Here is a 25,674-nt window from a genome sequence, read left to right on the forward strand (position 1 = left end):
GGCGACCCGTCAGCCGGCGAGCAGGGCGCGGATCGGGGCGGCCTTGGCGGCGGCCTCGGCGACCTCCGCGGCGGGGTCGCTGTCCCAGGTGATGCCTCCCCCGGCCCACAGGTGCAGCAGGTTCCCGTCGGCGGCGGCGGTGCGGATGGTCAGGCCCAGGTCGAGGCGGTCGGGTCCGACCCAGCCGAGCGCCCCCATGCTCGCGCCGCGGCCGACCGGCTCCAGCGCGGCGATGTGGGCCAGGGCGGCGTGTTTGGGCGCGCCGGTGACCGACCCGCCGGGGCAGACCGCGCGCAGCAGGTCGGCCAGGCCGAGGCCGTCGGCGGGCGCCGCCGACACCGTCGACTCGGCCTGCCACAGGTCACACCAGCGGCGTACGGCGAACAGCTCGTCGACGCGTACCGAGCCGGTGCGGGCGACGCGGGCCAGGTCGTTGCGTTCCAGGTCGACGATCATGACGTGTTCGGCGCGTTCCTTGGCCGAGGTGAGCAGGTCGCGGCGTCCGGCGGGGGTGGCCGGGCGGGTGCCCTTGATGGGGCGGGTGACCAGCCGGCCGTGTTCGACGGCGATGAGGGTTTCCGGGGAGGCGCAGCCGAGGGCCCAGCCGGGGCCGTGCAGGGTGCCGCCGTAGCGGGCGCCGGGTAGCGCGGCGAGGCGGGCCAGCGCGGGCAGCGGGTCGCCGGTGTAGCCGGCGGCGGCGTGGCCGACGATGTTGACCTGGTAGACGTCGCCGCGGGCGATGGCGTCGCGGACCGCGGCGACGGCGGCGGCGTGCGCGGCCGGGGTCCAGCTGTCCTGCCAGGGTCCGAGCCGCCACGGGGCCGGGGCCGGCGGCGGGGGCGCCGTGGGGCGGTCGGTGTGGTGGTAGACGACCACGACCAGGTCGGGCAGCGCCGGTGCGGGGCTGGGCGCGCCGGGCGACACGCCGAGGGTGTACGCGCCGGCGGCGGCGGACAGGTACAGCGCGGCGCCGCACACTCCGGCGTCGGAGTCGTGGCGGCCGGGCCGGGTGAGGTCGCCGCGGTCGATGCCGTGTGCGGCGAGGAAGCGTTGTGCCAGGTCGGCGGGGTCGCCGCCGTCGCCGACGGACCAGTGCAGCCGGGCGGTCTCGACGAGCCGGCGGCGGCATCCGGGCGGGGCGCCGGGAGCATCGACCTCCACCTGTGGGAGCGCTTCCACGACGTCCGGGCCGTTACGGGTCATCCGTTCAGCCCATTCTGGGTGAACAAGACGCATCCTTGCTCGTTGCCGCTCACTTTTCCTTGGTACTGTGCGTCACTGGTCATGTGAACCATGACACAGTGCCCCCACAGTCCGGAGAACCCGATGTGTCAGCACCAGCCCACCTGCCCCTCCGCCGACGCGACCGACCGCGAGGCCGCCCGCGTACTCGCCTGCTTCCCTGAGCAGGGCTGGAGCCTGCTCTGCAACGGTGTCATCGTCTTCGAGGACACCGGTGAGCTGCTCCCCGACGGGCGCACCATCGCCCCGCACCGGGGTCCGGCCCGCCACGCCCTCGTCGCCTGAGCGATCACGCAGCGTCAGTGAGCGTACGCGCCGGTCATGACCGTCCGGCGCACCGGCCGGGGCGGCGAGAGCCCACCGCCCCGGCGTCAGCCGCTCAGTCCTCGAACGCCTCCGGCGCGGGGCACGAGCAGACCAGGTTCCGGTCGCCGTACGCGCCGTCGATGCGCCGCACCGGAGGCCAGTACCGGCCCGCCCGGTCAACACCCGCCGGGTAGGCGCCCATCGACCGCGGGTACGGGTGCGGCCACTCGTCGGCCGACACCATCGCCGCGGTGTGCGGCGCGTTGGACAGCGGATTGTCCCCCGCCGGCCACTCCCCCGAGCCGACCTTGTCGATCTCCGCCCGAATCGCGATCATCGCGTCGCAGAAGCGGTCCAGCTCGGCCAGGTCCTCGCTCTCGGTCGGCTCCACCATCAGCGTCCCGGCCACCGGGAACGACATCGTCGGCGCGTGGAAGCCGTAGTCGATCAGCCGCTTCGCCACGTCGTCCACGGTCACGCCGGTGGCCTTGGTCAACGGACGCAGGTCCAGGATGCACTCGTGCGCGACCAGGCCCTTGTTGCCGGCGTACAGCACCGGGAAATGCGACCGCAGCCGCGCCGCGACGTAGTTCGCCGCCAGGACCGCCACGCCGGTCGCGCGGGCCAGCCCGTCGGCGCCCATCATCCGCAGGTACGCCCACGGGATCGGCAGGATCCCCGCCGACCCGTGGTTCGCCGCCGAGATCGCCGGCCGCCCGTCGGCGCGCGCGCCGAGCGGGTCGCCGGGCAGGAACGGCGCCAGGTGCGAGCGCACCGCCACCGGGCCCACACCCGGGCCGCCGCCGCCGTGCGGGATGCAGAACGTCTTGTGCAGGTTCAGGTGCGACACGTCCGCCCCGAACCGGCCCGGCTTGGCGAACCCGACCAGCGCGTTGAGGTTCGCGCCGTCGACGTACACCTGACCGCCGGCGTCGTGGACCTTCGCGCACAGCTGGGCGATGCCGGTCTCGTACACGCCGTGCGTCGACGGGTACGTCACCATGATCGCGGCGAGCGCGTCCCGGTGCTTGTCGATCTTCGCGTCGAGGTCGACCAGGTCGACGTTGCCGTCGGCGTCGCAGCCGACCACCACGACCCGCATGCCGGCCATCACGGCGGACGCGGCGTTCGTGCCGTGCGCCGACGACGGGATCAGGCACACGTCGCGGTGGCCCTCGCCGCGCTCCCGGTGGTAGCCGCGGATCGCCAGCAGCCCGGCCAGCTCACCCTGCGACCCGGCGTTCGGTTGCACGCTGACCGCGTCGTAGCCGGTCACCTCGGCCAGCCAGCCCTCCAGCTGCGCGATCAGCTCCCGGTACCCGGCGGTCTGCTCGTCCGGCGCGAACGGGTGCAGGTGCGCGAACTCCGGCCAGGTGATCGGTTCCATCTCGGTGGTGGCGTTGAGCTTCATCGTGCACGACCCCAGCGGGATCATGCCGCGGTCCAGCGCGTAGTCGAAGTCGGCCAGGCGGCGCAGGTAGCGCAGCATCGCCGTCTCCGAGTGGTGGCTGTGGAACACCGGGTGGGTGAGGAAGTCCGACGTGCGGGCCAGCCCGTCCGGCAGGGCCGCGTCGGTGTCGCCGTCGAACCCGTCGACGCCGAACGCCCCCCACACCGCCTGCAGGTGCGCGGGCGTGGTGGTCTCGTCGCAGGAGACGCCGACCCGGTCGGCGTCGACCAGCCGCAGGTTCACGTTGCGCGCCGCGGCGGCTGCGACCACCTCGGCGGCCCGGCCCGGCACGGTCGCGGTGACGGTGTCGAAGAACGCGACCTCCGCGACCTGCACGCCCCCGGCGCGCAGCCCGGCCGCGAGCCGCGCCGCCGCCTCGTGGGTACGCCGGGCGATGGCGCGCAGCCCGTCCGGGCCGTGATAGACGGCGTACATGCCGGCCATCACCGCGAGGAGCACCTGGGCGGTGCAGATGTTGCTGGTCGCCTTCTCCCGGCGGATGTGCTGCTCACGGGTCTGCAACGCCAGCCGGTACGCCGGGTTGCCGTCGGCGTCGCGGGACACCCCGACGAGGCGGCCGGGCAGCATCCGCTCCAGGCCTGAGCGCACCGCCAGGTAACCGGCGTGCGGCCCACCGAAGCCCATCGGTACGCCGAACCGCTGGGTGGTGCCGGCGGCGATGTCGGCGCCGATCTCGCCCGGCGGGCGCAGCAGCGTCAACGCCAGCAGATCCGCGGCGACCGTCACCAGCGCGCCCACGCCGTGCGCCGCGTCGACAAGCGCCCGGTGGTCGCGGACCGCGCCGGAGGCGCCCGGGTACTGCAGGTGCAGGCCGAAGAACTCCGCCGGCAGCTCGTCACGCTCGACGTCGACCACGCGCACCTCGATGCCGAGCGGCTCGGCGCGGCTGGCGATCACCGCGACGGTCTGCGGCAACGCGTCGGCGTCGACCACGTACACCGGGCTCTTGCTCTTGGACGCGCGGCGCGCGAGCGTCATCGCCTCGGCCGCGGCGGTGCCCTCGTCGAGCATCGAGGCGTTCGCGGTGGCCAGGGCGGTCAGGTCGGTGACCATGGTCTGGAAGTTCAGCAGCGCCTCCAGCCGGCCCTGGCTGATCTCCGGCTGGTACGGCGTGTACGCGGTGTACCAGGCGGGGTTCTCCAGCACGTTGCGGCGGATCACCGCCGGGGTGTGCGTGCCGTGGTAACCCAGGCCGATCATGGACACGGCGACGGTGTTGCGGGCGGCCAGGGCGCGCAGCTCGGCGACAGCCTCCCGCTCACTGGCCGGGGCGGGCAGGTCCAGGGTGCCGTGCCAGCGGATCACCTCGGGGATCGCGGCGTCCATCAGCTCGTCGACGGAGCCGTAACCGACGGTGTCCAGCATCCGGCGTTCGTCGTCGCGGCCGGGGCCGATGTGCCGGTCGGCGAACTGCTCTGCGGTCATGCGCTGCGCTCCTTGGTGGGGCGAGGTCGACGGGTCGGCCTCCCCCTGAGTCGCGCTGACGCGCTCCACAGCGCCTGCCCACGTGGTCCTTTTGCCTGAGAGGTTCCGGGGAGAATCTGCCCCTTCGGCGCCGTCGGATCGACGGTCTCTCCCACGTGGGTGGTACCGGCACTTCCCACGCTACCAGCGGGCGTGTTTCCGGCTCATGTCCCGGGGGTTGATCACACCGGCGCCGGAGCCGCCGCCACCCGGTCGGCCAGCGCGCACAGCGTCGCGCCCAGCGGCGCGTCCAGGCGCAGCGCCGCGTACCCGTCGCCGCGGGTGACGCCCTGGTTGACGATCGCCACCGGGATGCCGTGGCGGGCCGCCCGCAGCACGAACCGCCGCCCCGACATCACCGTCAACGACGACCCGAGCACCAGCAGCGCCCGGGCCCGCTCGACGAGCGCGAAACAGTCCGCGACGCGGGGCGCGGGAACCGTCTCGCCGAAGAACACCACGTCCGGTTTCAGCATGCCGGTGCCGCAGACCCCGCAGTCGACGGCGCGGAACCCGGTCACCGCCTCGTCGGGCAGGTCCACGTCGCCGTCGGGGTTGACGCGCGCCACCCGCGCGTCGAAGCCCGGGTTCGCCTCGGACAGCCGCCGGTGCAGCTCGTCGCGGCCGGTGGCGTTACCGCAGTCCAGGCACGTCACCTCGTCGAGGCGGCCGTGCAGCTCGATCACGCCGGTGGCACCGGCGGCGGTGTGCAGCCCGTCGACATTCTGGGTGATGATCCCGCCGAGCAGCCCGGCGTCCTGCAGCCGGGCCACCGCCCGGTGCCCGTCGTTGGGCGCCGCCCGCGCGATGGTCTGCCAGCCCAGGTGGCTGCGCGCCCAGTACCGCCGCCGGGCCAGCGGATCCCGGGTGAACTCCTGGTACGTCATCGGGGTGTGCCGGCGCGCCGCGCCACTGGGCCCCCGGTAGTCCGGGATGCCCGACTCGGTGGACAGGCCCGCGCCGCTGAGCACCACCACGTCACCGGCGGCCACCAGCCGCGTCAACTCCTCGAACGCCTCACTCACCCGTCCATGCTCCCTCGCCGGACCCCGCACCTCCCACCCGTACGGCGGTCGCGCGGCGGGGTGCGGCCAGGCGGGCTAGGTTGAGCCCATGCGCGTCGTCATCGCCGGAGGGCACGGAAAGATCGCCAAACTGCTGGAGCGGGAACTGGCCGGACGCGGAGACACCGCGCTCGGACTGATCCGCAACCCCGACCACGCCGCCGCGCTGCGCGCCGCCGGCGCCGAACCCGTCGTGTGCGACCTGGAACACACCGACGTCGACACCCTCGCCGCCCACCTGGCCGGCGCCGACGCTGTCGTGTTCGCCGCCGGCGCCGGACCCGGCAGCGGCGCCGCCCGCAAGGACACCGTCGACCGCGGCGCCGCCGTGCTGCTCGCCGACGCCGCCGTACGAGCCGGGGTACGCCGCTACCTGCTGGTCTCCTCCATGGGCGTGGACACCGCCCCCGCCGAGGGCACCGACGACGTGTGGGCGGCGTACCTGCGGGCCAAGAAGGCCGCCGAGGACGACGTCGCCGCGCGGGACCTCGACGTGACGGTGCTGCGGCCCGGCCGCCTCACCGACGACGAACCCGCAGGCCGCATCACCCTGGCCCGGCACGTCGAAGCCGGCGCGATCAGCCGCGCCGACGTGGCCCGGGTGCTGCTCGCCCTGCTGTACGCCCCGGCCACCGCCGGGCACACCCTGGAACTCGTCGGCGGAGACACCCCCATCGCCGACGCGATCGCAGCCGTCGCCGCCTGACACCCGCCGGCGCGTCCCGGCCCGCCGTGAACACGGGCCGGGACGCCGCTCAACGCTGGTGCCGCGACAACGCCGGCTGCGGCGCGGTCCCGCCGCCCTGCGGCAACTCCCGGGCGATCCGCTCCATCGTGCGCGACAACTGCTCACTGCCGTCGTCGAGGTGCCGGGCCGCCGCCTGCATGTGCGAGATCATCATCTCGCCGAAGATCCGCAACGCCTCACGCGTCGCCACCGAGTCGTCGAAGCCGCTCCCCGCGGTACTGCGGTACTCCGTCACCGCCCGCTCGGCCTCCCGCTTCGCCTCCTCCGCCGCCGCCCGCATGTAACTCTCGTACTGGGTACGGGCGTACTCGGCGACCCGGCGGGCATAGTCGTGGGCCTGCGCGATGATCTGCTCGGCCTCCCGCTGCGCCGCCGACAACAGGTTGACCTCCTTCGCCGCCGGCGCCACCGCCGCCTCCGTGCTCGGGATCACCCCGTGCCGGTGCAGCTCCAGATGGTCGTTGAGCCGCTCGTTCTCCGCCCGCAGGTTCGCCACCTGCGCCGCCAGCAGATCCAGCTCGTCGGCCACCTGCAACCGGAACCGGTCCACATCGGTCTGGTCGTAGCCGCGCCGCGTGAACGCCGCCGACCCGAACTCCCACCGCCGGACCCGGTCCGAGGTCAACCGCACCTGCACCGGACCGGACACCTGCTGCGCGTCGTAACTGCTGATCGGACCCGCGCTCACCGGCTCACCTCCGACTCGTCAGCCCCCGTCATCGTCCGCCACGCCGGGCCGTACCAGTGCTTGCCGTAACCCTCGTGGTGCACCTGGCCCGGCTGGAACCCGGCACCGGTCAACGCCGCCACCGAATGACCCACCATCTCGTCCGAGCCGCACACGTACACGTGCCGCGACCGCCAGTCCCCGTCGGCCAGCACCCGGTCGGCGATGCGCACCGACTCGCCCGGCCGGGCCGGATCCGCACCGGCCACGTACGACACCCGCAGCCACGGATGCGTCGCCGCCAGCTTGTCGATCGCCTCGCTGTCGTAGAACTCTGTCCGCGAACGGGCACCCACGTACAGGTCCACCCGCCGGCCCGAACCCTCCGCCGCGACCTGCTCCACCAGCGCCTTCACCGGCGCCCAGCCGGTCCCACCGGCCAGCAGCAGCAGATCCGACGACCCGGCCTGCCACAACGTCAACCGGTCGCCCACCGGCGACGCCAGGTGGATCTGGTCACCGGCCGCGCACCCGTACACCAGACGCGACGACACCACACCACCCGGCGCGGCCCGCACGTGCAGCTCCACCGTGCCATCCGGACGCGGCGCGTTCGCCGGCGAGTAGTACCGCCACGACCGCACCGCAGGATGCGACACCCCGATCGACTGGCCGGGCGTGAACGGCAACAGATACTGCGGGCGTACGGTCAGCACCGCCACGTCGAACGTGCGCTGCTCGTGGGTCAGCACCTCCGCCACCCACCACGGCGGCGACTTCGACTCCGCGGCCTGCGCGCCCTCGGTCATCACCTGCGCGACGAGCCCGTACGCGGCGGTCCAGTCGGCCGCCAGCTCCTCGGTCCACGCCTCACCGCAGAAGTGCCGCAACGTCGCCAGCAGCGCCTCACCGACCGCCGGGTAGTGCTCGGCGCGCACCGCGAACTTCCGGTGATCCGCGCCGAGGTCCCGCAGGAACCCGACCAGCCGGTCCACCTGGTCCACGTGGGACACCACATGCCCCAGCGCGGCCACCAGACGGTCCCGCTGCCCGGCCATGTTCGTGGGGAACATCTGCCGGGTCTCCGGATGCGCCAGGAACAGCGTCGAATAGAAGTAGAGCGGCACCTGGTCGCCGTGCGCGGCAACCAGGGACCAGCTCTGCTTGAGCCGTGCGACGTCCACGCTCAGGCGTCCCCCGCCGACACGACCTGCTCCCGCACCTGCCCGAGCACGACCTGCACATCGGCGATCACGTCCGCGGGCACGCCCAGCTCCACCAGCGTCGCGGTCAGATGCTCACCGACCTTCGCGTAGTGCTCACCGGTGATGTTCAGCGGCTGGTGCGCCTCCTCCAGGCCACGGCCCGCGTACTCGTTGGGACCGCCGAGCACGACCGCCAGCATCAGCGCCAGGTGCCGCCGCTGCTCCACCATGTCCACGTCGGCGAAGTAGCCGGCCAGATCCGGATCGGCCAGCACCTTGTCGTAGAACAGCTCCACCGCGGCCTTCACCGCGGCCGCGCCGCCGATGCGCTCGTAGTGGGAGATCGGGGTGGTCTCGCTCGTCACCGTCATGCTCGGTCCTTCCACAAGGGGTCCGCGGGCAGCGCCGCGGCAGGGGGCTCGCCGTCCGGCGCGGCGTCACACAGCGTTCCGCCGTGACGTCGACACGCCGACGACCGGAACGGACCATAGCGCGCCCGCAACGACACTTCACGCCGACCCTGTCCTGATCCCGAGAACTGTCAATCACGGACAGTCAGCAACGCGGCCCGAGTCGATGGACGCACCGCAGCCGGTCACACACAGACTGTCAACACGCACGACGTACCGTCCTTTTCGGACATCACGCGCACACGTGCCGTGACCTGCACCGACTCTCACCCGGCCCGGTCCACACCGTCCGATCGCCTCAGCCCACAGGCGAGGACCACACCCCGTCACCAAAACACGAACCGCGCCGCACCCTTTTTCGGGCGCGGCGCGATCCCGTCAACGAGACGCGACGCAGGTCACCCGGCCCGGCGCCGCGCCCGGCGCGCCGCCAGCTCGTCACCCACCGACTCCGAGTCCGACTCCGGCTCCACCACCGGCACGGCCGGCTCCTGCCCACCCACCGGCTCCGCCGGCAGATGCGACAACGAACCCTGGATCTCCTTGAACGCGCCACCGATCGCGATGCCGAACACCCCCTGGCCGCCCTGCAACAGGTCGACCACCTCCTCCGGCGACCGGCACTCGTACACGGTCGTCCCGTCGGAGATCAACGTGATGCCCGCCAGATCGTCCACCCCACGCGACCGCAACGCCTCGATCGCCTTGCGGATGTTCTGCAACGACACCCCGGCGTCCAGCAGCCGCTTCACGACCTTCAACACCACCAGGTCGCGGAACGAGTACAACCGCGACGTCCCCGAACCCGACGCGTCGCGCACACTCGGCACCACCAGCGCCGTACGCGCCCAGTAGTCCAACTGCCGGTAACTGATCCCCACCGCCGAACACGCGGTCACACCCCGGTAGCCGACCTCGCCGTCACCGGCCGGATCGGCCCCCACACCCGCCTGCTGTTCCGCACCCGGACCAGGATCCCGTGGCTCGTGCATCCGGACCAACCTCCCCGCGCCCGTGGCGGTGCCGCGCCGACTCCCCGTACGCGCACCCCTCGACACGGCAACCCTAACGCCGCCCCCCGGACTTCACCCGCAGAAGACACCGCGACACGCCGCGCCACCACCCGGCAACAAAAACACACGGCGGCCGGCCGCCACCTGCCGTGACAACCACCGCCGCGCCGACCCCGGCCACCCGGCCGGGACACCTCAACCCGCGAAGTCCTCCGGACGCACCTGCTCCAGGAACTCCCGGAACTTCTCCACCTCGTCCTCCTGCTCGTCCGGGATCACGATCCCCGCCTCACTGAGGACCTGCTCCGCACAACGAATCGGAGCACCCACCCGCAACGCCAACGCGATGGAGTCACTCGGCCGCGCCGACACCCGCACACCGTCACCGAGGAGCAGATCCGCGTAGAACACGTTCTCCTTCAACTCGGTGATCTCCACCGCCCGCAACGGCGCCTGCAACGCCGTCAGCACATCCCGCAGAAGATCGTGCGTCAACGGCCGGGCCGGCTTGACCCCCTGCTGCTCATAAGCGATCGCCGTCGCCTCGACCGCGCCGATCCAGATCGGCAGATAGCGGTCCCCCTCGACCTCCCGCAGCAGGACGATCGGCTGGTTGCTCGGCAACTCCACCCGAACTCCGACCACGCTCAGCTCGCGCACCGCCGCCTCCGTGTCGTCGTCACCATGCACCGCGCCCTTCCCTGCACGGTACACGGACCAGGACACGGGAGTCCCACGCGCTACGTGCACCACGCCTCGCCGGACGGGCATACCCCGGCAAGCCTACGACACGCTCCGCCGACCAGATCTTTCCGCGCCCACCCACGACGAAGGGCCGGGCGCACACCGCACCCGGCCCCTCGCACCGACCTCACCGGCCCAACGTCGACCGCAGCCCCACCCGCACCAACGCCGCGTGCAACCGCTGCGACAACGCCAGCAACTCCCGCGCCGTCTCCGCCGCCCGGGCCCGCGCCGCCGGATCGCTCTGCCGCGCCAACGGCGCCACCAACTGCGCGAACAACCCGACCTCACGATCCGCCGCCGACCGGTACGCCCGCAGATGCCGAGGCTCCAGCCCGTACGCCGCCAGACCCGCCACCGCACTCGCGATGATCAACGCGTCCGCGTCGTACCACCCCGGCGGATCCGACACCAGCACACCCAGCCGCTCCAACTCCGCGAGCGTCGACTCGTCCACACCACTACGAGCGATCAGACCCGCCCGGTCCAGCCGCACCTCCGACGACTCGACCGACTCCACCGGCTCCCGGCCCGGAACCTCACCACCCGGACCCACAGCCACCAGATTCGGCCGCCCCCGCCCCGGCGACGGACCAGACCCGTCCCACTGGGCCAACTGCTCCCGGATCACCCGCAACGGCAGGTACTGATCCCGCTGCGCGGTCAACACGAACCGCAACCGCGCCACATCGTCCCAGCCGTACTTCCGATAACCCGCCGGCGTCCGCTGCGGCTCCACCAGGCCCTCGGCCTCCAGGAACCGCAACTTCGAGATCGTGACGTCCGGAAACTCCGGCCGCAACTGCGCCAGCACCTCGCCGATACTCATCAGCGCAGGCGCCCGCGCCGCCCCGGACGGCGTCGAAGCCGCAGGCTCGTTCACCCCCGGCCGGCCTCCTCCTCCGGGCGCGGACCGGCGATGAACACCACCCGGAACTTGCCGATCTGCACCTCGTCACCGTTGCTCAGCGTCGCCGCCTCGACCCGCTCACGATTCACATACGTGCCGTTCAGGCTGCCCACATCCCGCACCGTGAACGTCCCACCGTCACGGTGGAACTCCGCGTGCCGACGCGACACCGTCACGTCGTCCAGGAAGATGTCACTGTCCGGGTGCCGCCCACTCGTCGTCACATCGTGGTCCAACAGGAACCGGGCACCCGCATTCGGACCCCGGCGAACCACCAGCAACGCCATACCCGGCGGCAACGAGCCGGACATCCGGCTCGGCACCACATCGGTGTCCGGGCCCTCCAGCACTTCGTCGAGCGAGCCGAGATTGAGCGTCGAAGTGACGTCGAGCGGGGGGAACTCGTCGTCTGGGCGCGTCATGGGACCACCTCACGGATCTGTTCGGTCGGCGTCAGGGAATGGCGGGTCTGGCCGCCGGGCAACACCACACCCGGCGGCTGGCTCCCCGTGCCCGGGAAGGCGCATTCCGCAACGCTCAAACTATTGGTTCTCGGTCGACTGGGCGAGCCTAGCCAGCGCCGAAATGCAGGGCAACCGGACGCGCGGAACCTCGCCGCCGCCCGGAACAGCACGAACTCAGCTCTCGGTGAGCTCGCGGTACGCATCGGCGGTCAGCAGACCCTCGACCGCCGCCGGATCGTCCGGAGTGATCTCCACCAACCACCCCGCACCGTACGGATCCGTGTTGATCACCTCAGGGGTGTCGGCCAACGCCTCGTTGCGCGCCGCCACCGTGCCGCTCAACGGCGCGTAGATCTCCGACACGCTCTTCGTCGACTCGATCTCGCCCAGCGACTCACCCGCCGCCACCACCGCACCCGGCTCCGGCAGCTGAACGAACACGATGTCACCCAGGGCGTCCTGCGCGAAGTGCGTGATACCGACGCGGACGACACCACCGTCACCACCGACCACCCACTCGTGCTCGGCGGTGTACCGCAGATCCTCAGGAATCACCAACTGCGTCCTTCGTCATCGGTGCACCGGAGAAACCGGCGCGGCCGCGACCGGTCACGAGACCGGCCGGGCGTGGTCCAGCTTGATCGGCGCGTGCAGCTGCGAAACCTCCACAACCTCACGATCCTCGGAGGTCACGTTACCGCCGCCGTCCCGCACCGATGCGACCACCCCGCCGGGAATGTTCAACGCCGTACGCATCGTCGCCGGATCACCGATCACCATGATCGTGAACGGACCCGTCAACCGCCGCCCGTCCACCACCAGCGCACCGTCGGGCCCGTCCACGAAATACGTCGACGCGATGATCCGCGCCGCCGTACCGTCCGTGCCCTGGATCTGCATCGCCTCCGCGCCCGCACCCCGCAGCTCCTGCACCGCGTCCAGGATCCGCGTCGACGACACCGCCTTCGCCGGCCCCGAGAACCGCACCTCAAGACCCGGACCCACCGCCGGCAACGTACCCGCCAGGATGCCCAGCTCGTCCGCCCGCCGCGTCGCCTCCTCCAGCGCCGCCTGCCGACCCTGCTCACCCGACCGCAGCTGCCGCTGGCTCTCCTCCAGCAACTCGATCTCCTGGCGCAGCCGCCGCTCCCGCGAATCCAGATCCGACGAGATCCGCACCAGGTCCTCCTCCCGCGTCGCCGCGAGCGTCGGATCCGTCGACGTCGTCTTGAACTGCACCACCAGCGTGAAACCCAGCAACGCCAGCAACACCGCGATCATCGCGCCCGCCGACGAGAACCGCCGCGCCGCCGACGGCGCACCGGCACCGGCCGCCGCACCCGGCTCCGGCTCGGACTCCGGCACCGCCTCCCGCTCCGCGGGCTCCGCCGCCTCGTCCGGCACCGGCTCCACCGGCGCCAACGGGCTCAACTCGTCCGGATCGGGCGCGTCCGGGCGCGGATCCGGCTCACCCGCCGGACCCGACGGCCGCGCCGGCTCCCCCGGCCGCGGCCACCCGGTACCCGTCTCCCTGTGTTCCTCGCTCATCGCCACAAACCTACGCCCGGAACAGGTGCCGGCGGATCGCCGCCACATTTCCGAAGATGCGCACCCCGAGCACGACCACCACACCGGTCGACAACTGACCGCCCACGCCCAACTGGTCACCCAGGTACACGATCAGACCCGCCACCAGCACGTTCGAGATGAACGACACCACGAACTGCTTGTCGTCGAAGATCCGGTCCAGCTTCGCCCGCACCCCACCGAACACCGCGTCCAACGCGGCCACCACAGCGATCGGCAGATACGGCTGCAACGCCGCCGGCACCGTGGGGTCCAGATACACCCCGAGCACCACACCGGCGAGCAACGCCAGCACCGCGATCATCGGCCACCTCCCGAGGGGCTGGAAGAACCACCCGGGCCGGACGACCCGGGACTCGACGAACCGGCGCCACCCGAACCCGACGGGCGCGCGCTCCCGCTCGGACCCGGGCTCGCCGGAGGCTCGGCGTAGCGTAGCCGCGGCTGCGGCGCCGCCGGCAAGGTGAGGTCGTCGACCCGCTTCACCCCGAACGACAGACCCGTCGTCCGCGCCACCTCACGCATCAACGCCGCCGCCCGGCTCTCGTCGAACCGGTCCCGCATCGACCTCGGCCCGATCGCCTGCACCTCGTACGGGCCCGTCACCGGCCGGTAGTCCACCAGGATCGCCTCACCCGCCGAACGGATCGTCGACGTCGCCGTCAACCGCTGCCCGTTCACCGCCACCGCCTCGGCGCCCGCCGCCCACAACGCGTTCGCGACCTTCTGCAGATCCGAATACAGCACCCGGGACGGGCCCGCGTCCCCGCCGGTCACCCCGTCCTGGTCCGCCGCCGCGTCGGCCAGCCGCACCACCACGCCGTCCCCCCGCACCCGGGCCAGGCCGGTGCCCGCCTCCAGCGTGCGCAACCGGGACGCCTGCGAACCGCTCAACGCCGCGTCCCGCTGCCGGCCGACCTCCTCACGCAACTGCTCGGCGCGCTCGGTCAACCGGTCGGTCTCCGCCTCCCGCCCCTTGATCTCGGCGACCAGACCCGCCCGCGCCGTCGCGCGGCTCGGCTCCTCCGCCACCGTCTCCCGGTACGCCACCGCGAACAGGAAACCGATCAGCGCCAGCACCACCAGGCTCACCGGCCGGCCCAGCACCTCCCGCAGCCGCGACATGGAGCCCGTCGCCCGGCGCGCCGCCGCGTCCCCGTACCCCGGGTCCAGCGGATTGCGGAACAGCTCGGTCAGGAAGTCCGGGGCGTACACCCGGGTCGACGGGTCGCGTTCCTTGTCCCCGTCCCGTGACGGCGTCGTCATGCCGCCGCCTCCGTACGCCGCGCCCGCATGGCCCGCACGAGGCGGCTCGCCTGCACCACGTACATCGCGCCGGCGACCCAGTAGAGGACCAGGCCCCACCAGGCCAGGCCCCAGCCGATCGCGCCTGCGGCGGTGCCGGCGTCCGGCACCGCGTCGGCCAGCAGCAGGATGGGGAACGCCGCCAGGAGCAGGAACGTCGCGGTCTTGCCCACGTAGTGCACCGGCGGCGGGCCGTAGCCGTACCGGCGCAGCACCCCGAGGGACACCAGCAGGAGCAGCTCCCGGGCCAGCAGCGCGCCGGTGAACTGCCAGGGCACCACCTCGCGGGCGGTGAACGCGAGCAGCGTGGCGAGGATGTAGAGGCGGTCGGCCAGCGGGTCGAGCAGCTCCCCGAGCCGGCTCACCTGGCCCAGGCGGCGGGCGATCCAGCCGTCCACCCAGTCGCTGGTGCCGCCCACGGCGAGCACCGCGATGGCGGCGACGTCGGCCCGCACGACGAGGAACAGGTAGAGGAAGATCGGTACGCCGACGAGCCGGACGAAACTGATCAGGTTGGGCAGCGTGAGGACGCGGTCTCCCACGACCGTGGCGGTCCCGGAATCCGGTTGCTCCGCTGGAGCCGGCCGACGCGACACCGAACCCTCCCTTCGCAGCACGGTCCGGCAGCCGGATGAACGGCCGCTGGAGGGACGTGCGCGTTGCCGGCCGGTCAGACGCCGGCGCCCTCTGTGATCCCGGTCTGGGACCTCCCCGACGCGGCCCGCCCTCGTGGTGATCACGGGCCGCCCAGTTGCGCTGCCACTATATCGGGCTCGCCGCTCTCGCCCGGTGGCCCGCTGCGTCGTTGCTCAGTGGTGTCACGGTGGTGACCGTCACAACCGCTAAGGCATCCTAGGACACTAGTTGAGCGGTGGGACGCAGGGCGGACATCGGTGCGAGGGATCAGGCGGTACGGGCGGTCGAGTCCGAGCCGGCCTGCGGGGCGGTGGCCGCCGCGGCCTGGCTGAACGCCACCAGCGCCAGCAGCAGCTCGTGCTGCACCCGGTTGGGCATCCGGTCGAGCACGGCCTGCACCGCCCGGTGCCGTCTCTCCTGGAGGTCGCGCAGCAGCGTATCGGCGGCAGCGGTCGGGATCAGCCGCACCTCCCGCCGGTCGCGCGGGTCCGCCACCCGGCGCAGCAGGCCGACCGCCTCCAGACGGTCGCACAACCGGCTCGCCGACGAGGGGACCACGTCCAGCAGCTCGGCCAGCCGGTTCACGTTGGTGTCCGGATGCGACACGATCAGCGACAGCACCCGCAGCTGGGTGGGCGAGACGCCGACGGTGTGCCGGGACGTCGCCGAGTCGAGCACACCGATGAGCGCCTCCGCAGCCGATTCGATGGCCGCGGCAAGATTCGGAGGTCGCTCCACTCGCCGTCCCCTGCGATCGTCCCGCTCGTGTTCGCTCCGCAGCCCCGGTCACTGCCCCGTCACGTCGCCGGACCGGCTGGGGCCGCGCCAGTCCAGGCAGACGACGACCGCGTCGTCGCGGAGATCCGCGTCGGCATGGTACGCGTGCAGTTCGCGCATCACCGTACCAACTGCCTCGGTCGCCGGCTGCAGCCGAGTCGACCGCATCGCACGCGCCATGGCCCGGACGCCGTACGGCTCCTGCTCGTCGGGCTCCGCCGCGTACACCCCGTCGCTGACGACGAAGAGGCGATCGCCCGGCTCCAGAGTGAACTCCTGCACGTCGTAGCGCGTCTCGGCGAACATGCCCAGCGGCAGCTGCTGCTCCAGCGCGATCGGCGTGACGCGGCCCCCACGCAGCCGCAGCAGTTGCGGTGAGCCGGCGTCGACCACGCGCATCACGCCCCGGCGGCTGTCCAGCTCCAGCAGGAGCGTGGCCACGTGCCGGTCGCCCCGGTGCTGGTAGTAGATGGTGTCCGAGGCCAGCTCCGCCTGCTCCACCAGGCTGCCGCCCGAACGCCTGGCGTTGCGCATGGCGTTCACCGTCATCGCCGTGAGCATCGACGCGGCCAGCCCGCTGCCGGTGCCGTTGAGCACGGTGAGGGTGAGCCGGTCGCCGTCCACCGACCAGTCGAAGTGGTCACCGCCCACGGTGTACGCCGGTTCGAGTTGCCCGGCGAGCAGCGCGTCACCGAGCCGTACGCTGCGCCCCGGCAGCAGGTCCCACTGCATCTCGGCAGCCATGCTCAGCCGCTCCCGCCGCCGGGCGCGCCGGTAGCGGTCGGTCTCCCGGTCGGCCGCCCGGATCGCCACTGCCAGTTCCCCGGCGGCGTCGCGCGCGGCCTCCACAGTGGCCACGTCCGGGTCGCCGGGCAGCTCCACCATCAGCACGCCGAGCCGCTCCCCCCACACCGACAGCGGCAGGTAGGCGCGGCAGCGGCCGTCCTCGACGATGTCCAGCACCGGCTCCTGGCTGCTGAAACAGCGCTGCGCGACGCTGTGGGCCAGCAGCGGGCCGCCGTCGGGCACGTCCGGGTCGAGCACCGGCCAGAGTCCGCTGGCGCGGTAGTCGGCGACGAACACCTCCGCCCGCGCGGCCCCGAGCGTCTGGCGCAGCACCGCGTCCGCGGTCTCCGCCAGTTGGTCGGGTGGCGCCGTGCGCAGGGCACGTGACACCGATCCGGACGCCTCCGGCATGCTCATCCTCCGATGACGACTATTGCTACAGGGCAAACATCATACGAAGGCCGCCAGACGGCGAACGCCCCGCCTCGGCCGGGCGTGACGGGACCGGCTCAGCCGGCCGTGCGGAACGCCAGCGCGCCGTGGAACGCGTCCGGCACCGGCTCGGGCTCACCGGCCGGCCGCCACCGCGCCACCGGCACGATGCCGTCGCCGGTCGGCTGCCAGCGGCCCAGCAGCGGCGCGAACCGCTCGGGCGCCCGCATCCGGAACGCCGGGCCCATCATGGCCAGCGCCTCGGGGTGCCCGGCCAGCTCCTCGGTGTCGAAGTCGATCGCCAGCCGGCTGCCCGGCGCCACCGCCTGGTACAGCTCGTCGAGCGTACGGGCGAGCGTGTCGTCGTCCAGGAACGCCGCCAGCCCGAGGAAGACCACACCCACCGGCCGTCTCCCCCAGCCCGGCACGAACCGGTGCAGCTGCGCCCGGTCGACGGTACCGATGTCGGTGGCGTCGCCGTAGCCGTACCCGGCCCGGTCGCTGCCGGCGAGCAGGCTCCGGCCCAGGCGGACCGTCTCCGGGTCCACGTCGGTGTAGAGCACTGTCGCCTCCGGTGCGACCTCGTGCACGTTGCCGCAGGTGGGCACACCCGCGCCGAAGACCAGGAAGCCGTCGATCCCGTCGGCGGCCATCGCCTGCACGGTGCGGCCGAGGAAACCACGCAGCGACCGGAAGATCGCCGCGCAGGGCCCGTACGCCGCCTCGAAAGCGGCGGCCGCGGCGACGTCCACCGGACGGTGGTGCCGGCCGCCGAGCCAGTAGTCGATCATGCGGGCGGTGCTCGGTCCGTCCGGCTGATCCATCGACGGGGCTCCCTCCCCTGGGTGCTGCACGCCAGCGTACCCACCGGGCGACCCCGGCGGTATCGCCCCGGGCCGCCCACCCGGGCCGCGATACTGGCCGCGGGGGCGCCGGCCACGAGGAGGTACGGGTGAACTCGGCGAACGGGGCCGCGGTGGTGGTCGGGGTGGACGGCTCCGAACCCGCGACACGGGCGGTGCGTCTGGCGGCCCGGGAGGCGCGGCGGCGCAACCGCCCGCTGCGGGTGGTGCACGGTTTCATCTGGCCGCTGCTGCGCGTGCCGGTCTCCGCGCCGGCCGGGTCACCACCCGGTGCCGGGTTGCGCAACCAGGCCGAGCAACTGGTCTCCGACGCGGTCGCGGCGGCCGAGGCGGAGTCGCCCGGCCTGCGCATCACCGGCGAGATCATCGACGGGGAGGCCGCCGCGGTGCTGCTCGGCGAGTCCCCCACCGCCGCCCTGATCGTCCTCGGCGACCGGGGACTGGGCGGATTCGCCGCGCTCGTGGTCGGGTCGGTCGCGGTGCAGGTCGCCTCGTACGCCGACTGCCCGGTGCTGATCGCGCGCGGCACCGCCCGCGCGGACGGCCCGGTCGTGGTCGGCGTGGACGGCTCCACGCTGTCGCGCGCCGCCGTCGAGTTCGCCGCCGAGACCGCGTCCGCGTGGGGCGCGCCGCTGCACGTGGTGCACGCCCGCCCCGCCCCGCCCGGGCGCAAGGGCGGGGCCGAGGAGGACGAGCGGGTGCTCACCGAGGCGGTCGACGGGATCGGCGAACGGTGGCCGGACCTGCCGGTGCACGCCGAGACGGTACGCGCCAAACCGGTCGCGGCACTGACCACGGCGTCGGCCTGGGCTCAACTGGTCGTGGTGGGCCGGCAGGGCCGGGGCGAGCTGGGCGGGCTGCTGCTCGGCTCGGTCAGCCAGGGGATCCTGCACCGCGCCGCCTGCCCGGTCGCGGTGGTCCGCGCCTCCGACTGAACGGCGTCCGGCGTGCCCGGCTGAGCGGTGGTCCACACCCCCGCCTGAGCGGCGCTCCGGCCGGGGGGATGCGCCCGCAACGGTTGGTCCCGGCCCGGGCGGGTAGACGCCTACGGTCAGCCGACAGCGATCCGGAGGAGGCAGAGATGCCAGGACCACGGCCGGGCAGCAACGCGTACGACAAGCAGCGAGCACGCCTTCGCGACCTCGTCGAACAGTCCGGACGGGCGTCGGACAAGGAGGCGAACCAGGTCGCCAACCGGATCCTCCAGGACGACCGGGGGCAACGCGGTGTGGTCCGGGGCGAACGGACCTACGGCCCCAAGGGCAACCGGGAACCGGGTGACCCGAAGTGAGGACGGCAGCGGTTGTCGACGGCGCCATCGCGGGCGCCGTCGGCAGCGCCGTCCTCAACGCGGTCTCGTACCTCGACATGGCGTTGCGGGCCCGGCCGGCCAGCAGCACCCCGGAATCGGTCGCCGGACGGCTCGCCGACGTCACACACGTCGACCTGGGCCCTGGCGACGAGGCGGAGAACCGCCGCTCCGGTCTGGGGCCGTTGCTCGGGTATGCCACCGGCATCGCCGCGGGGGCCGCTTTCGGTCTGCTCGCCGCGCGCCGGCGAATCCCGTTGCCGCTGGCCACGGTGGTGCTCGGCGGCGGGGTGATGGCCACCTCCGACGGCTCGATGACGGTGCTCGGCGTGACCGACCCGCGTACCTGGCGGCGCAGCGACTGGGTCTCCGACCTGATCCCGCACCTCGCGTACGGGCTGTCGGCCGCAGCCACCTGGCGGCGGCTGCGGCCGACGTCGGCTCGCGGCTAGCTCTCGTCGTCGGCGACCGGCTCACCGGCCGGGCCGTACGGCGACACCTGTCCCTTGGGGACCGGGCGTCCCGCGTCGCCGTTCGACGTGCCCCGGCCTCGCGAACGGCTGCCCGCCTGGGTGGCCGTCTTGCGGCTGTCCTGGCTGGTGGCGCCGAGGTCGTTCCGGCGCAGTTCCTCCTGCTGCGGCTTGACCACGGGTCTCTCCTTCCCGGTGGAGCACACGGCCGTCGACCGCGCACCCGACCCGCGTACCCGCCGCCGCCCGGCGCATTCCGGATCGGCCGGGGGTCTGGCCGGGCCCGGGGCGGGTAAGCCGGACGGATGCCAGACGATCGCAACGTCGCGCGCGCCCTGCTGGAACGGCAGAACCGCACGTACGCGGAGGAGGCCGGCATCGCCCTCGCGGACCGGCCCGGCCCGCTGTACCAGTTGCTGGTGCTCACCACGCTGCTGAGCACCCGGATCCGCGCCTCGGTGGCGGTGGCCGCCGCCCGGGAGCTGTTCGCCGCCGGCTACCGCACCCCGCAGGCGATGGAGGCGGCGAGCTGGCAGGACCGGGTCGACGCGCTGGGCCGGGGCCACTACCGGCGCTACGACGAGCGGACCGCCACCATGCTCGGCACCGGCGCCCGGCTCTGCCTGGACCGCTGGCACGGCGACCTGCGCCGGCTGCACAAGGAGGCCGGCGCCGACCGGGCCGTGCTGCGCCGGCTGCTCACCGAGTTCCCCGGCATCGGCCCCACCGGTGCGGACATCTTCCTGCGGGAGGCGCAGTCGGTGTGGCCGGACGTGCGCCCGTACGCCGACCGGCGCACGCTCGCCGGGGCGCGGCGGCTGGGCCTGCCGGCGAGCCCCGGTGACCTGGTCGGGCTGGTCGGCGAGGCCGACTTCGGCCGGCTGGCGTCGGCGCTGGTGCGAGTGGCCCTGGGCGAGGAGTCGGCGGGCGAGGTGAGTCGCAGCGCCGCCACGGCCCACTGAGGGTCGCTACTTGGCCGGGCCGGGCTTGGTCAGGTTCCAGGCCAGCAGCGAGGCGAGCAGCGCGAGCAGCACCACGCCACCGGAGACGCCACCCTCCTCGCCGCTGCCACGGCTTCCGGAGAAGCCGAAGTAGATCACGGCCAGTCCGGCCAGCACGGTGACGAACGTACGCAGTCCTCGGTCCTTCACGCCCGGACCGTACGACCGGCGACGCGGCCCGGGACGGGTATCGGGCGGTTGTCCCCCGTCCGGGTGTCAGTCCGGCGTGCGGCCGACAGCGGGGCCGCGCAGCCGGACCCGGCGGATCGCCCGCCCCGCCACCTCGACCACCTCCACGGTGAGGCCGGGCAGCCGCACCCGCTCCCCCGGCCCCTCGGGGAGCCGGCCCAGGCCGGCCAGCACCAGCCCGGCCACCGTGGTGTACTCCCGGGACAGCGGGAACGTCACGCGGACGCCCACGTCAGGCAGGTCGTGCAGCGGGAAGTCGCCCGGCAGCAGCAGCGCGCCGTCCGGCTCCCGCACGGCGCGGCGCACGTCCCGGTCGGTCTCGTCGTACAGCTCGCCGACCACCTCCTCGAGCAGGTCCTCCATGGTGACCAGGCCGTCCACGCCGCCGTACTCGTCGACCACCAGGGCGAGCTGCTCGTGCCGCTGGCGCAGCTGCCGCATCGCGTCGGCCACCGGCAGCGTGCCTGGTAGCAGCACCGGCGGGCGGGCCCGGTCGCCGACGAGCGCGCCGTCGGCGTCCACCAGGTCGCGGATGTGCACGGTGCCGCGTACGTCGTCGAGCCCGCCGGGTCCGATCACCGGCGCCCGGGACCGGCCGCCGGCCGCCAGCCGGCGCATCGCCTCCGCCGCGGGCAGGTCGGCGGGCAGAGTGGTCACGTCGCGGCGCGCGACGAGGATCTCCCGCAGCGTACGGCCGGCGATGTCGAACGCCCCGGCGAGGATCTCCCGCTGCTGGGCGGACAGGCCGCGCTGGCTGACCAGCATCTCCCGCAGTTCCTCCTCGGTCACCTCCTCCCGGCTGGCGCGCGGGTCGCCGCCGGCGAGCCGGACCAGCAGGTCGGTGGAGCGGCCGAGCAGCCACACCGCCGGCCGGGACAGCCGGGCGAGCAGGTCCAGCGGCCCGGCGCTGACCAGCGCCCACCGCTCCGCCGTCTGCATGGCCAGCCGCTTGGGTGCCAGCTCCCCCACCACGAGCGTGAGGAACGTCAGCAGCAGTGTCACCAGGAACACCGCCACCGGGCGGGCGGCCGCGCCCAGGAAACCCAGCGGGCCGACCAGCGGCTCGGCCAGCGTCACGGCGGCGGCGGCCGAGGCGAGGAACCCGGCGAGCGTGATGCCGAGCTGGATGGTGGCCAGGTAGCGGTTCGGTTCGCGGGTGAGGCGGCTCAGCCGCGCCCCGGCCCGCCCGGACCGCGCCAGCCGGCGCAACTGCCCCTCCCGCAGGCTCACCAGCGCCATCTCGCTGCCGGACAGGGCGGCGTTGATCAGGATCAGCACCAGCACCAGCGCGACCTGCACGCCCATCAGTCGGTCTCCAGGTCGTCCAGTGAGATCGCGTGGGTCATCAGCCAGCGGGCCAGCGCGGCCATCCCGAACAGCCACAGCGGCGCCGACTCGGTGGGGCCGTTCGTGGCGAAGATCGCGAAGCGCAGGTCCGGGGCCCGGTACGCCTCGATCCGCCACTTGTGGTTCTTGTCCCGCCAGACCGCGGAAGGGTCCATGGCGTCACGGTAGGTGACCGGCGTGGGCCGGTGGCACCGGTTGGCTCAGCCCGGCGGGCGGACCACCTCGCGGGCGTCGTCAGGGAGCCGCCGGGTGGCGCCGCGCCGGTCCAGCAGTTCCAGCAGCGGCACCGCCACCCGGCGGGTGGTGCCGAGCGCCTGCCGGGCGGCGCTGAGCGTGAACGGCTGCGGCAGCCCGGCGAGCACGCGTACCGCGTCGTCCGGGGCGCCCGGCAGCAGCAGCACGTTCTCGGCCAGCTTCAGCAACGCGCCGGCGCGTACCGCGGCGCCGATCTCGCGGGGCCCGAGCCCGAGGTCGGCCAGGTGGTGCGCCTCGGGGGCCTGGAACGGCCGGTCGCCGTACTCGGCCCGGACCCGGTCCACCGCCCGGGCCACCGGGTCCGGCAGAGTCCCCTGCGGGGCGGCGGTGACCAGACCGTCGCGCAGTCGCAGCGGCGGGCGCAGCAGCGCCGTGACCAGAGCACGCTCGGGCAGGTCGAGCCGGTGCCGCAGCACGTCGACCGGTATGCCCGCGGCGAGCGGATGCTCGGCGGTGTACCGGGCCACCTCCTCGGTGAGGCGACGACCCAGGTCCCGCCAGTGCTCCGGGTCGGCCAGCCACTGCCCGGCCACCGGCGTCGCGGTCGGCGGCACGCCCATCCGGGTCAGGTCACCGGCACGGACCAGCCGTCGCCGGCGCAGTTCCCCGGCCAGGTCCGGCCGCCCGTCCAGGCCGGCCAGCACCGCCGTGCGGGCGGCCGCCGCGCCCCGGCGGCGCAACGGCGGCGGGTCCACGTCCAGCACCGTCACGCCGCCCGCGACGTGGTGCCGGCCGGGGTCGCGCAGCAGCGCCCGGTCCCCGATCAGCAGCGGCAGCGGGCGGGCCAGGCGCAGCCGTACCGTGTCCGGGCCCAGCGGCCGGACCCGGGCGGGCACCGCCGCCGAGCCCACGTGCAGCGTGAGCGTGGCCGGCAGGTCGGCGGCGGGGTCGCCGGACAGCCGCACGTCGAGCAGGTCGGTACGCCCGAACCGGCCGGGCGTGAGCAGCGCGTCGCCGCGCCCGACCCGGTCCCGGGGCAGGCCGCGCAGGTTCACCGCGGCCCGGGCCACCGCCTCGAGGTCGGTGCGCGCGACGCCGAGCGAGTGCAGTCCGCGTACGCGCACCGCCTCGCCGGTGGCGGCCAGCTCCAACTCGTCGCCGGCACGCAGTCGGCCACCGCCGAGCGTGCCGGTGACCACCGTGCCGCTGCCGCGTACGGTGAACGCGCGGTCCACCCAGAGCCGTACCGGGGCGTCCCGGGCCGGGTCGGGCAGCCGGGCGGTCAGGCGGTCCAGCGCGGCGCGCAGCTCGGGGAGACCGGCGCCGGTGACCGCGGAGACCGGCACCGCCTCCACAGCGCCCAGCGACGTGGCGGCGATCTCTGCGAGGGCCCGCGCCGCCGCCGGCCCGGGGTCGGCCAGGTCCGCGCGGGTGACCGCGAGCAGCCCGTACGACACACCCAGTGCGTGCAGCGCGGCCAGGTGCTCGGCGGACTGCGGCATCCAGCCCTCGTCGGCGGCCACGACGATCAGCGCGGCCGGGACCGGGCCGATGCCGGCGAGCATGTTCGGCACGAACCGCTCGTGCCCCGGTACGTCGACGAAGGCGAGGGTGCCGCCCGACGGCAGTGTGGTCCAGGCGAAGCCGAGGTCGATGGTCATGCCCCGGCGGCGTTCCTCCGCCCACCGGTCCGGTTCCATCCCGGTCAGCGCGCGCACCAGCGTGGACTTGCCGTGGTCGACGTGCCCGGCGGTCGCCACCACCCACATGCCGGTCAGTCCCCCACGCTCAGCACGGCCGCGCGGACCCGGTCGTCGGCGCTCTCCGGCACGGCGCGCAGGTCCAGCAGGAGCCGGCCGTGCAGCACCCGGCCGAGGATCGCCGGGTCGCCGGTGCGCAGCGGCTCGGCGTACCGCTCGGGCAGGCTCAGCGCCCACGAGTCCAGCTCCACGCCGGGCGCCCCGCCGCCGCCGACCACAGCGACGCCGGGCACCACCTCGGCCTTGCAGCCGTCCTCGCCGAGCCGGTCACGCAGCCGCTCCAGCCGCTGCCGCAGCCGAGCCGGGTCGGCGTGCAAGGCGTCCCGGGTGGGCGTGGACGGCGCGTACAGGGTGGCGGCGAGCGCGGCGAGGGTGAGCTTGTCCACTCGCAGCGCCCGCGCCAGCGGGTGGCGGCGCAGCCGGTGCACGAGGTCGGCGTCGCCGAGCAGCAGACCGGCCTGCGGGCCGCCGAGCAGCTTGTCGCCGCTGGCGGTGACCAGGTGCGCGCCCGCGCGCAGCGTGGTGGCCGCGTCCGGCTCGGCCGGCAGCAGCGGGTCCGGCGCGAGCAGCCCCGACCCGATGTCGGCCACCACGGGTACGCCCAGCGTGGCCAGCTCGGCCACCGGCACCGCCGAGGTGAACCCGGTGACCACGAAGTTCGACGGGTGCACCTTGAGCACGAACCCGGTGTGCTCGCCGATCGCGGCCTCGTAGTCGGCGCGCGTGGTGCGGTTCGTGGTGCCCACCTCGCGCAGCCGCGCGCCGGTGCTGGCCAGCAGGTCCGGCAGGCGGAACCCGTCGCCGATCTCGACCAGCTCGCCGCGGCTCACCACGATCTCCCGGCCGGCGGCCAGCGCGGTGGCGGCGAGCGCCAGGGCGGCGGCGCCGTTGTTCACCACGTGCACCGCCCCGGCGTCGGGCACCGCCGCGGCGAGCGCGTCGAGCGCCTCCCGGCCGCGCCGGGCCCGCCGCCCGGTCCGCAGGTCCAGTTCCACGTCGGTGTGCCCGGCGGCGGCGACCAGGGCGTCCACGGCGGACGGGGCGAGCGGCGCGCGGCCCAGGTTGGTGTGCAGCACGACGCCGGTGGCGTTGAGCACCGCGCGCGGCGTACGGCCGGGCAGGTCCGCCAGCGCCGCGTCGCGTACCCCCTCGGGGGTCAGCTCACCGCGGCGGGCGCGGTCCTGCGCGCGGACGATCGCGGCCTTGACCCGGTCGCGGCCGAGCGTGCCGGCGGCGGCGGCCAGCGCGGGATCGGCGAGCAGCGCGTCGGTGCGCGGCACCCGCCGTCGCGGGTCGACCTCACGCATCG

At 73.9% G+C, this 25,674-nt stretch carries 30 protein-coding genes and 1 riboswitch; of the genes, 6 read left to right on the plus strand and 24 right to left on the minus strand.

Translation table 11 applies throughout. The features are described 5' to 3' along the window. Positions 1-9: 9 nt before the first annotated feature. A complete protein-coding gene (locus MICAU_RS15950) occupies positions 10-1,203 on the minus strand; it encodes a chorismate-binding protein (protein WP_013286362.1) in 1,194 nt (397 codons plus the stop codon). 123 nt (positions 1,204-1,326) lie between these two features. Here MICAU_RS15950 and MICAU_RS15955 point away from each other — a divergent pair, with 123 nt between their 5' ends. Further along, entirely contained in the window at positions 1,327-1,527 is a 201-nt protein-coding gene (locus MICAU_RS15955; protein ID WP_013286363.1) for a DUF5999 family protein, read from the plus strand. A 94-nt stretch (positions 1,528-1,621) separates the two neighbouring features. On the opposite strand, the gene gcvP is transcribed toward MICAU_RS15955, so the two are convergent. After that, positions 1,622-4,444 (minus strand): aminomethyl-transferring glycine dehydrogenase, encoded by a 2,823-nt coding sequence (gene gcvP, locus MICAU_RS15960; protein WP_013286364.1) that lies wholly within the window; start codon positions 4,442-4,444, stop codon positions 1,622-1,624. A 73-nt stretch (positions 4,445-4,517) separates the two neighbouring features. Next, positions 4,518-4,608, minus strand: a riboswitch (glycine riboswitch). Between the two features lie 57 nt (positions 4,609-4,665). Continuing rightward, positions 4,666-5,508 (minus strand): NAD-dependent protein deacetylase, encoded by an 843-nt coding sequence (locus MICAU_RS15965; RefSeq protein ID WP_030272221.1) that lies wholly within the window; start codon positions 5,506-5,508, stop codon positions 4,666-4,668. An 88-nt stretch (positions 5,509-5,596) separates the two neighbouring features. On the opposite strand from MICAU_RS15965, the gene MICAU_RS15970 reads away from it, so the two are divergent. After that, a complete protein-coding gene (locus tag MICAU_RS15970) occupies positions 5,597-6,253 on the plus strand; it encodes an NAD(P)H-binding protein (protein WP_013286366.1) in 657 nt (218 codons plus the stop codon). 49 nt (positions 6,254-6,302) lie between these two features. Here the strand turns inward: MICAU_RS15970 and MICAU_RS15975 are convergent, their stop codons facing one another. The 15 genes from MICAU_RS15975 to MICAU_RS16045 form a co-directional block, all read right to left on the minus strand. Next, on the minus strand, positions 6,303-6,983 hold the full coding sequence (locus tag MICAU_RS15975) for a DivIVA domain-containing protein (RefSeq protein ID WP_013286367.1): 681 nt from the start codon (positions 6,981-6,983) through the stop codon (positions 6,303-6,305). After that, positions 6,980-8,146, minus strand: coding sequence for a globin domain-containing protein (locus MICAU_RS15980; protein WP_013286368.1), 1,167 nt, complete (start codon positions 8,144-8,146; stop codon positions 6,980-6,982). The genes MICAU_RS15975 and MICAU_RS15980 overlap by 4 nt, the downstream gene beginning before the upstream one ends. A 2-nt stretch (positions 8,147-8,148) precedes the next feature. Further along, positions 8,149-8,538 carry a group I truncated hemoglobin gene (locus tag MICAU_RS15985; protein ID WP_013286369.1) on the minus strand — a complete coding sequence of 130 codons (390 nt, stop codon included), beginning with the start codon at positions 8,536-8,538 and terminating at the stop codon, positions 8,149-8,151. A 437-nt stretch (positions 8,539-8,975) separates the two neighbouring features. Further along, a complete protein-coding gene (locus tag MICAU_RS15990) occupies positions 8,976-9,569 on the minus strand; it encodes a MerR family transcriptional regulator (protein ID WP_013286370.1) in 594 nt (197 codons plus the stop codon). Positions 9,570-9,785: 216 nt separating this feature from the next. Beyond that, positions 9,786-10,250, minus strand: coding sequence for a bifunctional nuclease family protein (locus MICAU_RS15995; protein ID WP_036311069.1), 465 nt, complete (start codon positions 10,248-10,250; stop codon positions 9,786-9,788). A gap of 211 nt (positions 10,251-10,461) precedes the next feature. Next, positions 10,462-11,163, minus strand: a complete 702-nt coding sequence (gene ftsR, locus MICAU_RS16000) for a transcriptional regulator FtsR (RefSeq protein WP_174361714.1) — start codon at positions 11,161-11,163, stop codon at positions 10,462-10,464. A gap of 50 nt (positions 11,164-11,213) precedes the next feature. Further along, positions 11,214-11,666 (minus strand): oxoglutarate dehydrogenase inhibitor Odhl, encoded by a 453-nt coding sequence (gene odhI / locus MICAU_RS16005; protein ID WP_007071101.1) that lies wholly within the window; start codon positions 11,664-11,666, stop codon positions 11,214-11,216. Positions 11,667-11,882: 216 nt separating this feature from the next. Next, positions 11,883-12,263 carry a glycine cleavage system protein GcvH gene (gcvH, locus tag MICAU_RS16010; protein ID WP_013286373.1) on the minus strand — a complete coding sequence of 127 codons (381 nt, stop codon included), beginning with the start codon at positions 12,261-12,263 and terminating at the stop codon, positions 11,883-11,885. A gap of 54 nt (positions 12,264-12,317) precedes the next feature. After that, entirely contained in the window at positions 12,318-13,256 is a 939-nt protein-coding gene (locus MICAU_RS16015) for a DUF881 domain-containing protein (RefSeq protein WP_013286374.1), read from the minus strand. 10 nt (positions 13,257-13,266) lie between these two features. After that, positions 13,267-13,599 (minus strand): small basic family protein, encoded by a 333-nt coding sequence (locus tag MICAU_RS16020; protein WP_007071104.1) that lies wholly within the window; start codon positions 13,597-13,599, stop codon positions 13,267-13,269. Next, positions 13,596-14,561 carry a DUF881 domain-containing protein gene (locus MICAU_RS16025; protein WP_013286375.1) on the minus strand — a complete coding sequence of 322 codons (966 nt, stop codon included), beginning with the start codon at positions 14,559-14,561 and terminating at the stop codon, positions 13,596-13,598. Before MICAU_RS16025 ends, MICAU_RS16020 begins: the two co-directional genes overlap by 4 nt. Beyond that, positions 14,558-15,196: a cardiolipin synthase ClsA gene (gene clsA / locus MICAU_RS16030; RefSeq protein ID WP_013286376.1), complete on the minus strand. Its 639-nt coding sequence runs from the start codon at positions 15,194-15,196 to the stop codon at positions 14,558-14,560. Before clsA ends, MICAU_RS16025 begins: the two co-directional genes overlap by 4 nt. Before the next feature lie 307 nt (positions 15,197-15,503). Further along, entirely contained in the window at positions 15,504-15,974 is a 471-nt protein-coding gene (locus MICAU_RS16035; protein WP_013286377.1) for a MarR family transcriptional regulator, read from the minus strand. 48 nt (positions 15,975-16,022) lie between these two features. Further along, positions 16,023-17,210, minus strand: a complete 1,188-nt coding sequence (locus MICAU_RS16040) for a PP2C family protein-serine/threonine phosphatase (protein WP_013286378.1) — start codon at positions 17,208-17,210, stop codon at positions 16,023-16,025. 98 nt (positions 17,211-17,308) lie between these two features. Beyond that, positions 17,309-18,055 (minus strand): SAM-dependent methyltransferase, encoded by a 747-nt coding sequence (locus tag MICAU_RS16045; RefSeq protein ID WP_013286379.1) that lies wholly within the window; start codon positions 18,053-18,055, stop codon positions 17,309-17,311. 128 nt (positions 18,056-18,183) lie between these two features. On the opposite strand from MICAU_RS16045, the gene MICAU_RS16050 reads away from it, so the two are divergent. From MICAU_RS16050 to MICAU_RS16060, 3 genes are all read left to right on the plus strand, one after another. Then, positions 18,184-19,029 carry a universal stress protein gene (locus MICAU_RS16050; RefSeq protein WP_013286380.1) on the plus strand — a complete coding sequence of 282 codons (846 nt, stop codon included), beginning with the start codon at positions 18,184-18,186 and terminating at the stop codon, positions 19,027-19,029. Between the two features lie 146 nt (positions 19,030-19,175). Further along, positions 19,176-19,385, plus strand: a complete 210-nt coding sequence (locus tag MICAU_RS16055) for a hypothetical protein (RefSeq protein ID WP_013286381.1) — start codon at positions 19,176-19,178, stop codon at positions 19,383-19,385. After that, the gene (locus tag MICAU_RS16060) at positions 19,382-19,855 is read left to right on the plus strand and encodes a hypothetical protein (protein WP_013286382.1); all 474 of its coding nucleotides are present in this window, start codon (positions 19,382-19,384) and stop codon (positions 19,853-19,855) included. The genes MICAU_RS16055 and MICAU_RS16060 overlap by 4 nt, the downstream gene beginning before the upstream one ends. Here the strand turns inward: MICAU_RS16060 and MICAU_RS16065 are convergent. Continuing rightward, complete coding sequence (locus MICAU_RS16065) at positions 19,852-20,052, minus strand: hypothetical protein (RefSeq protein WP_013286383.1); 201 nt, start codon at positions 20,050-20,052, stop codon at positions 19,852-19,854. The genes MICAU_RS16060 and MICAU_RS16065 overlap by 4 nt on opposite strands. 126 nt (positions 20,053-20,178) lie before the next feature. On the opposite strand from MICAU_RS16065, the gene MICAU_RS16070 reads away from it, so the two are divergent. Next, complete coding sequence (locus MICAU_RS16070) at positions 20,179-20,835, plus strand: hypothetical protein (RefSeq protein WP_013286384.1); 657 nt, start codon at positions 20,179-20,181, stop codon at positions 20,833-20,835. Between the two features lie 6 nt (positions 20,836-20,841). Here MICAU_RS16070 and MICAU_RS16075 read toward each other — a convergent pair whose 3' ends face one another. From MICAU_RS16075 to selA, 5 genes are all read right to left on the minus strand, one after another. Then, a complete protein-coding gene (locus tag MICAU_RS16075; RefSeq protein WP_013286385.1) occupies positions 20,842-21,024 on the minus strand; it encodes a hypothetical protein in 183 nt (60 codons plus the stop codon). 66 nt (positions 21,025-21,090) lie between these two features. Continuing rightward, positions 21,091-22,368 (minus strand): hemolysin family protein, encoded by a 1,278-nt coding sequence (locus MICAU_RS16080; protein ID WP_013286386.1) that lies wholly within the window; start codon positions 22,366-22,368, stop codon positions 21,091-21,093. Further along, the gene (locus MICAU_RS16085) at positions 22,368-22,565 is read right to left on the minus strand and encodes a hypothetical protein (protein WP_013286387.1); all 198 of its coding nucleotides are present in this window, start codon (positions 22,563-22,565) and stop codon (positions 22,368-22,370) included. The genes MICAU_RS16080 and MICAU_RS16085 overlap by 1 nt, the downstream gene beginning before the upstream one ends. Positions 22,566-22,610: 45 nt before the next feature. Next, a complete protein-coding gene (gene selB, locus MICAU_RS16090; protein WP_013286388.1) occupies positions 22,611-24,374 on the minus strand; it encodes a selenocysteine-specific translation elongation factor in 1,764 nt (587 codons plus the stop codon). 5 nt (positions 24,375-24,379) lie between these two features. Beyond that, positions 24,380-25,672 carry an L-seryl-tRNA(Sec) selenium transferase gene (gene selA / locus MICAU_RS16095; protein WP_013286389.1) on the minus strand — a complete coding sequence of 431 codons (1,293 nt, stop codon included), beginning with the start codon at positions 25,670-25,672 and terminating at the stop codon, positions 24,380-24,382. Between the last annotated feature and the right edge of the window lie 2 nt (positions 25,673-25,674).

This window comes from Micromonospora aurantiaca ATCC 27029 (assembly GCF_000145235.1).
Taxonomy (GTDB): domain Bacteria; phylum Actinomycetota; class Actinomycetes; order Mycobacteriales; family Micromonosporaceae; genus Micromonospora; species Micromonospora aurantiaca.